Consider the following 13,282-nt stretch of genomic DNA (forward strand, 5'->3'; position numbering starts at 1 on the left):
GGGAATCATTTCGGACACACGAAATGGCCAGGCGCCATAATGACCGGACACATCATGAACACCCCGACACGCCAATCGGCAGAAGGCTTCAGCTCAGATTAGAGACACATCTTTTGGCGTATAACCCTGATTTCGGACAGTTAGCCGGTCTATCTGTCGCAAAAATCGTTGCTACACCGTTTTTTCGGACAGTTATTGGGTGTATCTGTCTTAAAAATCGTTGTTGCACCGTGTTTTCGGACGATTACAGAGGGTTGTCGTGCTCAGCGGCCCAGAATATGACTTTCGTCAGGGATGCAACAGGTGGGAAGGGGCATATAGCTTGGGTGGCCTACCGCATTGGCCCTGGTGGGCGCATAGCTGGGTACGCGCCATACCGCGGGGGATTGGGGCAAACAGGGCAAACAAACCAAACCAAACCACAAACATACGAACGCCCCGAAATCGAAGGATAGGCACGAGGCATAAGTATGCAAGGCCGCGGTACGCCTTTGTCCGCTGCCTCGGCACCAAGTCTACCCATCTGCCCGCATGTCGGCAACCGCGCGGGTCGCATACCGACAATATCCACACAACACACCCGCATACCACGCGCGTATCACCGCCCCACGCGCCACGCCTGCACACAATCTCCCACACTTGCTCCGTATCAGGAGCTCGCTACAGTGGAACCATGACCCTCATCGAAACCCAGCAAGACCGCACCGACCTGCCGCTCGTGGTGATCCCCAGCGTGTTCGACGACATGATCGAGCCGCTGCGTGAGGCATTCCCCCTGCTCGACGGCATCGCGCGCGTGCGCATGCACACCGACCACACCTTCGACACGCACGAATTCGTGGAGCGCTGCGCCGGCGCACAGGCGGTCATCGTCATCAATGTGCACATCAGCGACGCCATGCTCACCGAACTCGCCAGCCATGTGCGCGTGCTCGCGTTCGGTGGCACGGGCGTGGCGAGCTATGTGAACCTGGACCTTGCCGCCAAACTCGGCGTGCGCATATGCAATGTGCGCCACTATGGCGACGCCGCCGTGGCGGAATTCGCGTTCGCGCTCATGCTTGAGATCACACGCCGCGTGGGCGCGCTCGACCGCCAGCTGCTCGCCGGCAGTTGGGATGGCGCCCCCGGGCTCGACCTCAACGGGCGCACGCTCGCGATCGTCGGCCTTGGCGGCATCGGCGGCACGGTGGCGCGCATCGCGAACGGCTTCGGCATGCACGTGACGGCGTGGGACTCCGGTCGCGGTGACCCGGCGCGCTTCGCCACGCACAACGTGACGCCGGTGCCCACACTGCCCGAGCTGTTCGCCGGCGCCGACGTGGTGAGCGTGCACATGCCGCTCACCGACGAAACACGTGGCATGATCACCGCCGAACACCTCGACGCGATGCGCCCCGGCACGATCTTCATCAACACCGCGCGCGCCGAAGTGATCGCGCCCGGCGCGCTCGAGAAGCGCCTCGCCCGCGGTGACATTCCCGCCGGCCTTGACGTCTTCGACACCGAGCCGTTGCCCGCGGACAGCCCGCTGCGCTCCATGCCCAATCTGGTGCTCACGCCGCACGTGGCATGGCGCTCGGACGGCGCGAACCGCAACCTCACGCGGCAGTGCGTCGAATCGGTCGCGTCGTACTTCACCGGCGGCGACTACAACGCCGTCACGCCGGGCGTGGCATGGAACGCGGGGAAGTAGGCCATGCGCACAATCCTCAACACCGCAGACACCCCCGCGCATGACTCGTTCGTGGAGAAGAAATCCGAGTTCATCGGCGACGCGTGCCGTGTTGCCACGCTCGCCGAGGCGCTCGCGTTCGTCGAATCGATCCGCGAGGCCCACCCGAAGGCACGCCATGTGGCGTATGCGGCGATTGTGACCGACGATTCCGGACGCGTGATGGAGCGCATGAGCGACGACGGAGAGCCGTCGGGCACCGCGGGCAAACCGATCCTGGACGTGCTGCGCGCGAACGACCTGACCGACTGCGTGGTGGCGGTCACGCGGTATTTCGGCGGCATCCTGCTCGGATCGGGCGGACTGACGCGCGCGTATTCCACCGGCGCGTCGATCGCCGTCAAAGCCGCACAACTGGCGCGCATTGTGCCATGCCGGCAGTTGCGCGTACGGCTCGACTACGCGCAGCTGGGGCAGTTCCAGCAGCTGCTCGCGCAGTGCGAAGGCGAGCAGACCGAGGCGCAGTTCACCGACCGCGTGGAGATCGTCGCGACGATTCCGCAGTCCAACTGCGAGGCGTTCGAACACCGCGTGCGTGAGGCGTTCAATGCGGGCGTGGTGCCCGAGCCACTCAGGCAGGTCGCGCGCCCGATGCCAGAGTAAGCCAGAGTAAGATAGCAACGCACGGCGCCATCCGCGCGCACCAATCCCGCGAACCAGCGAAAGGTCAGGCATGAGCAGCGAGCAGAACACGCAGGCCGAACACGCCACGCTTACCGAGACGTACGAGCGTCTGCGGCATTCCACAGACGAAGCGGAGCTGCACGAGTTCGCGCGCCGGCCGTTGCCGGACCGCGCGGACCAGGCGGCGTTCTCACGCGCCACCGCACTGCTCGAGGCCGTGGCGGGCAATCAGCACACGCCGTTCGAGGACCGCGTGTTCCTGGCGCAGACGATGCCGTTCCCGAACGTGCTCGTCAAACTGTCGGCGGACGAAGCGGTGGACGTGCGGCGCGCCGTGGCGGCGAACACCGACGCGAAGAACTGGCTCGTGGGGCGCCTGACCAAGGACAGCGACGCCGGCGTGCGCGACGAGGCGCTGCGCAACAAGCAGACCTCGTGGAAGATGCGCATGGAAGGCGCGCAGAACCCGCAGGTGGGTGTGGAAACGCTCGACTATCTGTCGCGCCTCGGCACCGAGATCGAACCGGACGCGCCGGCAGTGCTGTCGTCGATGGTGCGGCGGTCGGTGGCGCTCAATCCCAACGCCTCGGAAGAGACCGTGCGCAGGCTGAGCGAAGACGCGAGCGCCGAGGTCGTGCACGCGGCACAGCGGCGCCTTGCCGCGGGGAAATGACACGCGATTGGCGGATTTCGTGACAAAAGTGTGTTGAAAACGCGGGGTATGGGTGTTTTGTTGGGGGTGAGTGCCCTACACTAAGGTCTTATGGCAGAGCACATGGAAGAAAGCCCCGAACGCCTCGCACGCCCGCTCGTGCGTCTGGCGTCCATGATGGGCGTTGCAACTAGTTACACTGGATTGTCGCGAGACTTCCACGAGATTTCCGACGAGACGCTCATTGCGGTCCTCGGGGCTCTTGGAATCGACGCAACCACCCCGGAGGCGATCGAGCAGGCGATCACCACCATCACCCACGAGCAGAACCTGCGTCTTGTGGACCCGACCGTGCTGCACACGGTGGGCAAGGAGACGCATGTGACGCTGCGCACGGGCATCACCGAGCCCGCGCAGATCACGCTGATCCTGGAGAACGGCGAGCGCTTCGAGGGCGGGCTGCAGCTCAACCCGATGCCAGAGGCCAAGGTGCGTGAGATCGACGGCAAGTTCGTGGCCGAATCCGACCTGGTGCTGCCGGCCGATCTGCCGGTGGGCTACCACACGCTGCACGTGGAGAGCGGTGACCACACCGAGAACGCCACGCTCATCAGCGCTCCGGAGCGCATCGAGATGCTCGACCCGATGAAGGACGGCTCGCTGTGGGGCTGGATGGCCCAGCTGTATTCGATCCGTTCGGCTGATTCGTGGGGTGTGGGCGACTACTCCGACCTGCGCACGCTGCTCACCGACGGCAAGCGCTACACCGACGCCGACTTCCTGCTCGTGAACCCGCTGCACGCGGCCGAGCCCGTGGTGCCGCTGACGCCCTCGCCGTACCTGCCGGTGTCGCGCCGCTTCGTGAACTTCACGTACATCCGCCCGGAGGACATTCCGGAATACAACATGCTCGACGGCGAAGCCAAGGCCAAGATCAAGGCCGAGCACGTCAATGTGGAGACGTTCAACAACGACCCGCAGCTCATCGACCGTGACGCGATGTGGCTCGAGAAGAAGCCGGCGCTGCGCACGATCTTCGATGCCGGCCTGGGCCAGGAACGCCAGCGCGAGTTCGACGAGTACAAGGCGCGCTGCGGCGAAGACCTCGAGGCCTACGCCACGTGGTGCCTGTGCTACGAGCTGTGGGGCGCGCCGGAAGACAAGCCGGACAACTGGATCCGCACGATGACGAAGGAATCCCCGGAGGTCATCGACCTGCGCGAGAAGCACGCCGATGAGCTCGAGTTCTACCGTTGGCTCGAATGGACCGCCACCCAGCAGCTGCACTTGGCGCAGGAAGCGGCCCGCACCGTCGGCATGAAGATCGGCATCATGTCCGACATGGCCGTGGGCGTGCACCCGCTCGGTTCCGAAGTGTGGTGGAACCCAGAGCGCTTCGCCAAGGGCGCCACCGTGGGCGCGCCGCCGGACATGTTCAACCAGCAGGGCCAGAATTGGAGCCAGCCTCCGCTCAGCCCGCTCGCGCTCAAGAACACCGGCTACCTGTCGTACCGTGAGATGGTGCGCGGCATGTTCGACTGCGCCGGCGCCGTGCGCATCGACCACATCCTGGGCCTGTTCCGCCTGTGGTGGATCCCGGAAGGCCATACGGCGGTCGACGGCACCTACGTGTACTACGACCACAACGTGATGCTCGGCATCCTCGCGATCGAAGCGAGCCGCGTCGGCGGCATCGTGGTCGGCGAGGATCTGGGTGTTGTGCCGGATTATGTGCAGAAGTCGCTTTCCGACCATGGCATCCTCGGCTGCGCCGTGGAATGGTTCGAGCAGATGGATGGCGTGTTCACCCCGCCGAAGCATTGGCGCCCGTACGCGCTCGCGTCCGTCAACACGCACGACCTTCCGCCGGCGGCCGGCTACCTCGAGTACGAGCATGTGAAGATCCGCGAACGCCTTGGCCTGCTCGAAGAGGGCTCGGAGGCGTTCGAGGCGAGCGCCCGCGCCGAGCACAACGCCATGCTGCAGATGCTCGTGGACCAGGGTTACCTGGACGCTTCGTTGCTTGAGGACGAAGCCGCGCACGAGACCGAGATCATCGAAGCACTGTACCGCGGCCTCAAGGGCTCGCCGTGCAAGCTGCTCGCCGCATCCGTTGTGGACGCCGTTGGCGAGAAGCGCGCGCAGAACCAGCCGGGCACCGACAACGAGTACCCGAACTGGCGCATCCCGCTCGCCGACGCGAACGGCGCCGCCGTGATGCTCGAAGACCTGTTCCAGAGTGACCTGCTGCAGCGCATCACGAAGATCATGAACGCCTGATCCGCTGGATTGACCAAGAGGGCCGTCACCTCCCATGGGAGTGGCGGCCCTCTTTCAATAATCGGAGCTGATTGACTTCAAGGCTTGCGGATGTATATCAGGGTCAGAGGGAATGGCAGACCCAGAAAACCTTGTGTATGCCGGTGCTCGAATGACCGCCATACTTCTTCGATAGCGGGCTCTTCGTCGAAGAGGTCCGGAAACCTGCCATAGAAGGCGGCCACATAATCGTCTGCATCGCGCCAATCGGGCGCCGGTACCTCGATGACCGACTCGATGTGCAATGCGGGGTGCTGGGCGGCCAGCCACGCCACATCGCCCAGAAAGCGCCGCCAGTCGTCGTCAGTGAGCTCACCTGATGTGAAGTCCTCTTTTTCGAGAAACCATGTGTGGTTCTCGCTGGTGCGCGCGATATCCAGCATGGAGCGAATGATCGCTCCGAACATGCGCTCATCAAGTCCGCCGTCCATGCCGCTTCCAGTGTTGTGCTGATGCCCCCAATGAGCCTAGGCAAACACACTGTGACTGGATCGGGATCGTGCTGGGAAAGTGCTGGGATCCATAAGCGCAACCACATGTGCCCTTGCAGTGAATGCAAGGGCACATGGTAGTGGGACGTTTATGGATCAGTCGACGTCCGGGAACCGGTAACGCTTCAGCATCTCATCACGGAACCATTCGGAACGCCGCTTGATGTCGTCGATCGTCCATGACGTTTTGTCTTCGATGCGCTCGCCGGGCCGCGGAATGCTGGTATTGATTTGCAGCTGGCTACGCATGCCCACGTACTCGCCATTGTCTTTGTAGTCACGCTTCGAACGGTTGTAATGTGTGTCCTCCGCAGCCACCGGGTGTTCGGGGTCGGCAAATGGCTTCTGTTGCATGTTCTCGTTGTATGCAGTGAGTGTCAGGTTGCCGAAGCGGTGCGTGTAGTCGTCCTTGATGTCTTCGGCGTCCTCCGGATGCTCTGGGACAATCATCCGCTGCCAATGCTCGGGCAGCTTGCCTTCCGGCAGGATGTGTTCGATTGTCCAGCGTGGCTTGCCATTGGGGAACACATCGTTGAGATCGAGAGGACGCGCCTTCGTCGACAGGCTGACGTGGTTGCTCTGCTGTAAGCCATGTTCCAAGTCAATGAGCACGAAGCGCGCGGTCTTCCGGTTCTGCTCATAGATCGGCCGCTGCAGGATCTCATTGCCGAAGTCCTCATCGTCCCTGCTCATATCCTTCAACGCATGCACGATAGCGCGTACGATGTCGTCGCCGCGCAACGCGTCTGCCTCCGTGTCATCTGTGCCATCGATGGCGCGGATGAGTCCGATAAGTCGGGAGCGGATGTTCGACGACTTCGGGTATTCCGCGATGTTGCGCCGTACGTAGAACGTCACGAACGCACGCAGGATCGTGGTCATTTGTGTCTCTTCCAGCTCCAATTTGCTGGCTTTCACGAATAGGAATAGCAACAATGGGTAGGCTTGCGTCGATTCCAGTTGTCTGAGTTCCGCGAGCAGTTGCTGGATGTCCGGACTGTTGAACAGAGCGCCATCATTAGGCTCATCAGAGAGCTGAATGATGGCGGCGTACGCGCGCGCTCGGCTGATCATTTCCTGAAGATAGGTGCGTCCATTCAGCCGGGACGTGGGCTGCTTATGCTTGATGACATCCTGATAGCGGTACAGCGCTTTGCTTTTCGTGATCGAACTTTTCGTGTCGCTCTCAAAGGCGTCATAGTTGTTGAGGAAGAACTGTGTAAACGCCGTCGTGTCCACGTCGCCATCGGTGCCGGGCCTGATGAAGATGTGCGCCAATTCCTCCCATTGCTCTTCCAGAGTGGATTCGTGCGGATCGGTTCGATTGCTGTCCATGCTCAGAAACTCGCTTTTCAGCAGATCCACAAGCGTCAGCGGCAGTCCCTTCGAGTTGAGCGAGGAGAAGATGTTGAAGGCGTCCCCGATGCTTGAGGCAGCGATCTGCAGGATGACTACATCCATGAGTTTTTCGTAGAAACCAGACAGTGCATCCATGCTCGGGAAGTCATCTGGATCCTTCAACATGGCGAGGATGTGATTGTACCGTTTCATGAACACGCGGTTCTTGTTGACCCGCGGAGCCTCCTTTGTGCCGAAGGCGCTTGCGTCGATGGCGCGGATGAGCTCCTTGTAGATCGCCGCATCATCCTCGAGCAGTTGCAGATGGGGGTCCGACACGTTGCGGTTCACGAGTAGACGACGTTTGATGTCGCCGCCCATCTCCGAGATGATGCGCTTGTCATCCGCGGAAAGATTGCCGTCATTGTTGCGCTCGGTGCAGATCTCCCACAGCGCCAGCAGGAACAAGGACAAAGTGGTGAGTCGTTGTTGCCCGTCGATGACCGCGTAGATCTTGGTGGAGGGATCAGGACCCGAATCATGTTCAGCGACCAGGACGTTACCGATGTAATAGCCGGCGGACTCCGCGCAGATATCCTGGAACAGCTGGTCGATCTGCTGATCCTTTCATGAATATGGCCGCTGGTACGGCGGGATGTGGTAATACTCCCGGCCGTCCATCGCAAAGGTCCTCGCGAGTGTTTGGCTGTTTGCCACTATGTTCATCACGACCTCCATTGATCCGATGTCCCCAATATGCTTGTGGATCCCATGATCACTCAGGATCGTGATTTTGTCTTGTTCCCGCGTTTCATCAGTTCATGGTCGTGATCTTCGGCGTGTTACGCACGCCACCGTTGTCAAGCCAGTCGATATACTAGTAGATTGTTGTGTTTCCCTACGGGGTCCTTCAAAGCGCTTTCCCACTCGCCATAAGGACTTTCAGGGAGCCCACGGTAATGAGATCGGAACGCGGATGTGCGCTGACCACGCCATCTGGGTGAAGATCCGGAACACAATAGTGGAAAAGGTATATCGTGAAAACTTTCACACCGAAACCAGCTGACCTGACTCATGACTGGTACATCATCGACGCCACCGACGTTGTGCTCGGCCGCCTCTCCGTTGCTGCAGCCAATCTGCTGCGCGGCAAGAACAAGCCGTCCTTCGCTCCTCACGCCGACTCCGGCAACTACGTGATCATCATCAATGCCGATAAGATCGCACTGACTGGTGACAAGATGGACAAGGAGCTCTACTCCCATTCCGGCCGTCCCGGCGGTCTGCGTCGCGACAGCTATGCCGAGCTGCTCAAGAACAAGCCGGAGCGCATCATCATGCACGCCGTCAAGGGCATGCTGCCGAAGAACAAGCTCGCCAAGGTCCAGCTGACCCGTCTGCGCGTCTTCGCAGGTGCGGAGCACCCGCACACCGCCCAGCAGCCGCAGGTCTTCGAGATCGAACAGGTCTCGCAGCAGGCAAAGTGAACCGTTAGGAGATAGATACCATGGCTGAGAACACCAACAACTCCCCGGTTCAGGAAACCGAGGCTGAGAACACCGCCGCTTTCACCACCGAGACCAACTCCGGTGCAGGCACCGGCACCTCCACGATCGCTCCGGGCTACGGCACCGGCCGTCGCAAGGAAGCCGTCGCCCGCGTGCGCCTGATCCCGGGCACCGGCGAATGGAAGATCAACGGCCGCACGCTCGAGGAGTACTTCCCGTCGAAGCTCCAGCAGCGTGAAGTCAACTCGCCGATCGTGCTGCTCAAGCTCGAAGGCAAGTTCGACGTGGTCGTGCTCGTCGACGGTGGCGGCACCACCGGTCAGGCTGGCGCAATCCGTCTGGGCGTTGCCCGCGCACTGAACGCAATCGACCGCGACGCCAACCGCGCAGCCCTGAAGAAGGCTGGCTTCCTGACCCGCGACGCCCGCGTTGTGGAGCGCAAGAAGGCCGGTCTGCACAAGGCTCGCCGCGCACCGCAGTTCTCGAAGCGTTGATTTTCGACGCACAAGCGTTACGAAAGGCTCCCCATCACCACGATGGGGAGCCTTTCCCGTTAGTTGCGCCTATCCGCGAGTCCGGTCCGGCTATTGCAACGGGCCGTCTTTCGCATCCTGCATGAGGATGCTGATGCTCAGCGCGGGGAAGGTCCAGATGTGCACTTCGGTCGCGTCGGCTGCCGCACGCGGCGCCGGTTCCTCGAGCAGCAGCATCTCGTCGCGCGCACGCACCGGCGTGAACGGCCTGGCTGACTTTGCCACATGCGCCACAATCGCGTTGTGTATGCGCGGCAACGGCGGCATGATCCACGAATCCACAACATCGGCGTCGGCGCCGATCTGTTGGGTTGTGGCCGATTCAACGGCGGACGGTGCCGGCGCGGCGTGCCGCGGGGTGTGCGTGGATTCGTCCACACGGCGCTGCGCGTAGATGTTGCTGTGCAGGTGGTCGTGCTCCTTCGGCAGCAGCGACGCCCAGAACGACAGCTCGGGTTCGGGCGTGAAATGTTCGGTCACCGGCCCTTGCTGCGGACGCTCGCATGTCGTCTCCGCCGAGCTCCACAGCAGATGCCAGCGCGCGTCGGGCGGCATATGGAACTGGCGCGGCTCGCCGTCGCCGTTGACCACAATCACCACGTCGAGCTCGTCGCTCGCGAGCAGGCGCATGGTGAACGATCGGATCGACGTGTCGAACCAGTCGCGTTCCATCGGCGTGGTGCCGTCGGGCAGCAGCCACTGCACGCGGCTCGACGGCTTGAGCAGGCCAAGCTGGCTCAACCGCGTGAAGAAGTCCTCATGATGGTAGATGTCGAGTGACTTGCGAATCGCGATGAGTTTGGAGATGGCCTCCATGCGGTGGAATTCCGGCGTCTTCTCGTCGGAAACGAGCCAATCCCAGTCGAGCCATGTGATGTCGTTGTCTTGGCAGTAGGCGTTGTTGTTGCCGTATTGCGAATTGTTGAACTCGTCGCCCGCAAGCAACATCGGCGTGCCCAACGACAGCAGCAGCGTGCCCAGCATGTTCATGCGCGTCCGTTCGCGGATCATCATCACGTCGTGGTCGTCGGTGGGGCCTTCCACGCCGAAGTTCGCGCAGTAGTTGATGTTCGCGCCGTCGTTGTTGTGTTCGCCGTTCGCCTCGTTGTGTTTGTGCGCGTATTGGGTCAGGTCGGCGAGCGTGAAGCCGTCGTGCGCGGTGATGAAGTTGACGGAAGACGTGGCGCCGCGCCCCGGGTCGGTGGCGAACAGGTCGGCCGAGCCGCACAGGCGCGTGGCCATCTCCTGCATGCCCACGCCCTCGTTGTCTTTGTGGTCCACTTCGGTCACCCAGAAGCGGCGCGCGGCGTCGCGGAACCGGTCGTTCCACTCGGCGAACGGCGAAAGGAACTGGCCGGTGCGCCACCCCTGGTTGCCCAGGTCCCAAGGCTCCATGATGAGCTTCAGATTGCCGAGCATCGGGTCGGAGCGCAACGCGTACAGGAACGGGTGGTAGGGCGTGAACGCACCGTTGAGGCGCGCCAGGCTCACCGCCAGGTCGAAGCGGAAGCCGTCGATGCCAATGCGCTTGGCCCAGTAGCTCAACGCGTCCACCGCAAACGTGATGTTGTGCGTGTACGTGAAGTCGATCGTGTTGCCGCAGCCGGTCGTGTCCTCCAATTCACCGGCATTCTGCTGCTGGCGGCGGTAGAACGAAAGGTTGTCGAGCCCGCGCCAGCACACGCTCGGGCCCGCGTTGCCGCCTTCGCACGTGTGGTTGAACACCACGTCCATGATCACCTCAAAGCCGGCTTCGTGCAGCGCGCGCACCATCATGAGCACCTCGTTGCGCACGGCGTCCGCGCCCTGCTCCTGGGCGGCGCGCGTGGCGTATGTCGGCTCCGGCGCGAAGAAGCTGAGCGTGGAGTAGCCCCAGTAGTTCGGCCGGTCGTGCTCCTGCAAAAACACCTCGGGCTGCTTGGCCATGATCGGCAGCAGTTCGATCGATGTGACGCCCAGACCCTGCAGGTACGAAAGCGTGGCCGGGTGCGCAAGGCCAGCGTACGTGCCGCGCAATTCCTCGGGCAGCCACGGCGCGTTCGCGGTGAACCCCTTCACGTGCAGCTCGTAGATCACCGTCTTGCTCCACGGCACATGCGGGTGCGAGGGGTCGGCGTCGTGCTTCGTCACATCGCGGTCGTCGATCGCGATCGACATCGGTACCTTGCCCAGCGAATCCAGCCGGTTCATCGCACCCCACGCCGATCCCTTCACATGGCCCTCGCCGTCGATCTCGCATTCGTAGGCGAAGGCGGCCGGGTCCAGGCACATCCGGCCCTCCACACCCTTCGCATACGGGTCGATCAAAAACTTGTACGGGTTGAACCGCAGTCCGTGCTTCGGGTCCCACGCGCCTTGCGCACGATAGCCGTAATGCATGCCGTTCCACGCCTTGGGCAGGTGGAGATACCACAGGCCGTAATTCGGGCCGTCCATACGGAACAGGGTCTCGCGCATGCGCAATCCGCGCACCACGCGCGTGCAGATCCTGTGCTGCTGCATCGCCTGAATGAACTCTGCGCTGTCGGCGTCATCGTGGATCCGCACGGCGTCGTTGTAGAACGCGCTCGGCACGTCGAGCGACTCCAATACACAGAACCAAAGCTGTTCGGCGGTCTCTGAGCGCGCCACCACGTCGGCGCCGCCGTCTTCGGTGAAAAACAGGCCCGGGCGTGTGGCGTAACGATGTAACTGAGGTAACTGCATGCCCACCATTGTAAGAGGGCGGGGCGGGGCAGACAATGCCCGTATTGCCCGGCAATACGGCGCGTTCTGCTGTTCAGACGCAGCCGAGCGAGGCGAGGTGCGCCTTCACCACGGCGAGCGCCGCACCGGTCGCGTCCTGGTACTTGTCGCACAGACCGCGGATGATGTGCGGCGAGCCGCTGTAGTCCGGTATGCAACGCGCGGCGGTGGGGCGTGCGGCACTCATCTGCTGCAGCTGCGCAATCTCCGCGTCGTCGAGATAGCCCGCGATCGGACCGCACAACACCACGTCCGCGTTGAACACCGTGTGCACGTTCGCAATGGCGTGGCCGAGTGATTCGAGCCAGGCGCGCATGCGCTCGCGGTGGTGGATCTCGCCCTGCTCGAGCACGCCGAAGAATCCGGGCAGGCTTTCGCCCTCTTCGGCGAGGCGGTTCGATGCGCAGTAGACGTTCAGACAGCCGGTGGAGCCGCATTCGCACTGCGGGCCGCCCGGCACGAGCTGCATGTGCTCGATTGCGCCGGTGTGCGGCGTGCCGTTCACGATCACCGCGCTGCCGATGTGGTTGCCGAGGAACAGGCAGACGGCGTCGTGCAGGTGCGGGCGCGCCCAATGTTCGGCGAGCGCGTAGGCACAGTACCGCTCGGTGAAGGTGACGGGCGGGGCGATGTTGGCGCCGATGCGCTCGTAGTCGAGGCTGTTGGCGGCGTTGACGTGCGCGGGCACGGTCAGGCCGGTGCCGAGGGGCGTCAGGCCGTTGGCGGAAAGGGAATGTGCGAAGTCTTCGATGATGTGCGCGGCGCGCTGGTAGAAGATCGCTTCGGCGCGTGCGGCGATTGTGGTGTGCCGTTGGTCCACGATGGCGCCGGAGAGGTCGACGGCTATGCAGACGATCTCGGTGGAGCGGATCGTGACGCCGAGCGCCACATGCTTGCGCATATTGAAGCTGTAGGTGGCGGGGCGGCGGCCGCCGGTCGAGGCACGCGGGGTGGTGCGCACCACGGTGCCGTTGTGCTCGAGTGCGCGCAGGGCGGCGGTCACAGTGGGCAGGCTCAGGCCAAGCTGCGTGGCGATGTCTTGCTTCGTCAGTGGCGAGTGTGTGTAGAGCTGGCGCAGTACACGCAGTTGGGTGGGGCTCGCCGGCGCAGTGGTGGTGGGTTTCGTCGATGAGGCCATGGTTGGGCTCTGCAGTGGGCTCGTCATGGTGTTGAGCGTAGCGGACGAGCGCGCTTTTGCAAAATAGGTTTTCAAAACTTTGGTGAGATTTGAAACTTTTGTAAGAGAGTTTGCTAAAAGTTCTCGCGGTGACTGCGCTCGGATGGTGTGCATGTTGTGGTGAAAATGCACAAAACGTTTCAAATGGACGATTACTGCC

At 62.5% G+C, this 13,282-nt stretch carries 10 protein-coding genes; 6 read left to right on the forward strand and 4 right to left on the reverse strand.

Annotated elements, in window-relative coordinates; genetic code table 11:
* The first annotated feature begins 673 nt into the window (after positions 1-673).
* From PG2093B_RS02030 to malQ, 4 genes are all read left to right on the forward strand, one after another.
* Positions 674-1,696, forward strand: coding sequence for a D-2-hydroxyacid dehydrogenase family protein (locus PG2093B_RS02030; protein WP_129896926.1), 1,023 nt, complete (start codon positions 674-676; stop codon positions 1,694-1,696).
* 3 nt (positions 1,697-1,699) lie between these two features.
* Complete coding sequence (locus PG2093B_RS02035; protein ID WP_129896927.1) at positions 1,700-2,338, forward strand: IMPACT family protein; 639 nt, start codon at positions 1,700-1,702, stop codon at positions 2,336-2,338.
* 70 nt (positions 2,339-2,408) lie between these two features.
* Positions 2,409-3,032, forward strand: a complete 624-nt coding sequence (locus tag PG2093B_RS02040; RefSeq protein WP_242502781.1) for an AbrB family transcriptional regulator — start codon at positions 2,409-2,411, stop codon at positions 3,030-3,032.
* A 90-nt stretch (positions 3,033-3,122) separates the two neighbouring features.
* A complete protein-coding gene (gene malQ, locus PG2093B_RS02045) occupies positions 3,123-5,291 on the forward strand; it encodes a 4-alpha-glucanotransferase (protein ID WP_129896928.1) in 2,169 nt (722 codons plus the stop codon).
* 77 nt (positions 5,292-5,368) lie between these two features.
* On the opposite strand, the gene PG2093B_RS02050 is transcribed toward malQ, so the two are convergent.
* Entirely contained in the window at positions 5,369-5,761 is a 393-nt protein-coding gene (locus PG2093B_RS02050; protein WP_129896929.1) for a hypothetical protein, read from the reverse strand.
* 156 nt (positions 5,762-5,917) lie between these two features.
* Positions 5,918-7,726: a DUF262 domain-containing protein gene (locus PG2093B_RS02055; protein WP_242502791.1), complete on the reverse strand. Its 1,809-nt coding sequence runs from the start codon at positions 7,724-7,726 to the stop codon at positions 5,918-5,920.
* Positions 7,727-8,196: 470 nt separating this feature from the next.
* Between PG2093B_RS02055 and rplM the strand changes: the two genes are divergently transcribed.
* The gene (gene rplM / locus PG2093B_RS02060; protein WP_095507481.1) at positions 8,197-8,646 is read left to right on the forward strand and encodes a 50S ribosomal protein L13; all 450 of its coding nucleotides are present in this window, start codon (positions 8,197-8,199) and stop codon (positions 8,644-8,646) included.
* Between the two features lie 20 nt (positions 8,647-8,666).
* On the forward strand, positions 8,667-9,161 hold the full coding sequence (rpsI, locus tag PG2093B_RS02065; RefSeq protein WP_022858207.1) for a 30S ribosomal protein S9: 495 nt from the start codon (positions 8,667-8,669) through the stop codon (positions 9,159-9,161).
* A 90-nt stretch (positions 9,162-9,251) separates the two neighbouring features.
* Here rpsI and glgX read toward each other — a convergent pair whose 3' ends face one another.
* Both glgX and PG2093B_RS02075 read right to left on the reverse strand, forming a co-directional pair.
* Complete coding sequence (glgX, locus tag PG2093B_RS02070) at positions 9,252-11,906, reverse strand: glycogen debranching protein GlgX (protein ID WP_129896931.1); 2,655 nt, start codon at positions 11,904-11,906, stop codon at positions 9,252-9,254.
* 73 nt (positions 11,907-11,979) lie between these two features.
* Positions 11,980-13,110: an ROK family transcriptional regulator gene (locus tag PG2093B_RS02075; protein WP_165369681.1), complete on the reverse strand. Its 1,131-nt coding sequence runs from the start codon at positions 13,108-13,110 to the stop codon at positions 11,980-11,982.
* Positions 13,111-13,282: the final 172 nt, after the last annotated feature.

This window comes from Bifidobacterium pseudolongum subsp. globosum (genome assembly GCF_004155535.1).
Taxonomy (GTDB): Bacteria; Actinomycetota; Actinomycetes; order Actinomycetales; family Bifidobacteriaceae; genus Bifidobacterium; species Bifidobacterium pseudolongum_C.

What these genes read in the sequence shown, in the direction of transcription:
- PG2093B_RS02050 (WP_129896929.1), bottom strand. Translation starts at nt 5,761, where the DNA reads ATGGACGGCGGACTTGATGAGCGCATGTTCGGAGCGATCATTCGCTCC.
- PG2093B_RS02040 (WP_242502781.1), top strand. Translation starts at nt 2,409, where the DNA reads ATGAGCAGCGAGCAGAACACGCAGGCCGAACACGCCACGCTTACCGAG.
- rpsI (WP_022858207.1), top strand. Translation starts at nt 8,667, where the DNA reads ATGGCTGAGAACACCAACAACTCCCCGGTTCAGGAAACCGAGGCTGAG.
- PG2093B_RS02035 (WP_129896927.1), top strand. Translation starts at nt 1,700, where the DNA reads ATGCGCACAATCCTCAACACCGCAGACACCCCCGCGCATGACTCGTTC.
- glgX (WP_129896931.1), bottom strand. Translation starts at nt 11,906, where the DNA reads ATGCAGTTACCTCAGTTACATCGTTACGCCACACGCCCGGGCCTGTTT.
- malQ (WP_129896928.1), top strand. Translation starts at nt 3,123, where the DNA reads ATGGCAGAGCACATGGAAGAAAGCCCCGAACGCCTCGCACGCCCGCTC.
- PG2093B_RS02030 (WP_129896926.1), top strand. Translation starts at nt 674, where the DNA reads ATGACCCTCATCGAAACCCAGCAAGACCGCACCGACCTGCCGCTCGTG.
- PG2093B_RS02075 (WP_165369681.1), bottom strand. Translation starts at nt 13,110, where the DNA reads ATGACGAGCCCACTGCAGAGCCCAACCATGGCCTCATCGACGAAACCC.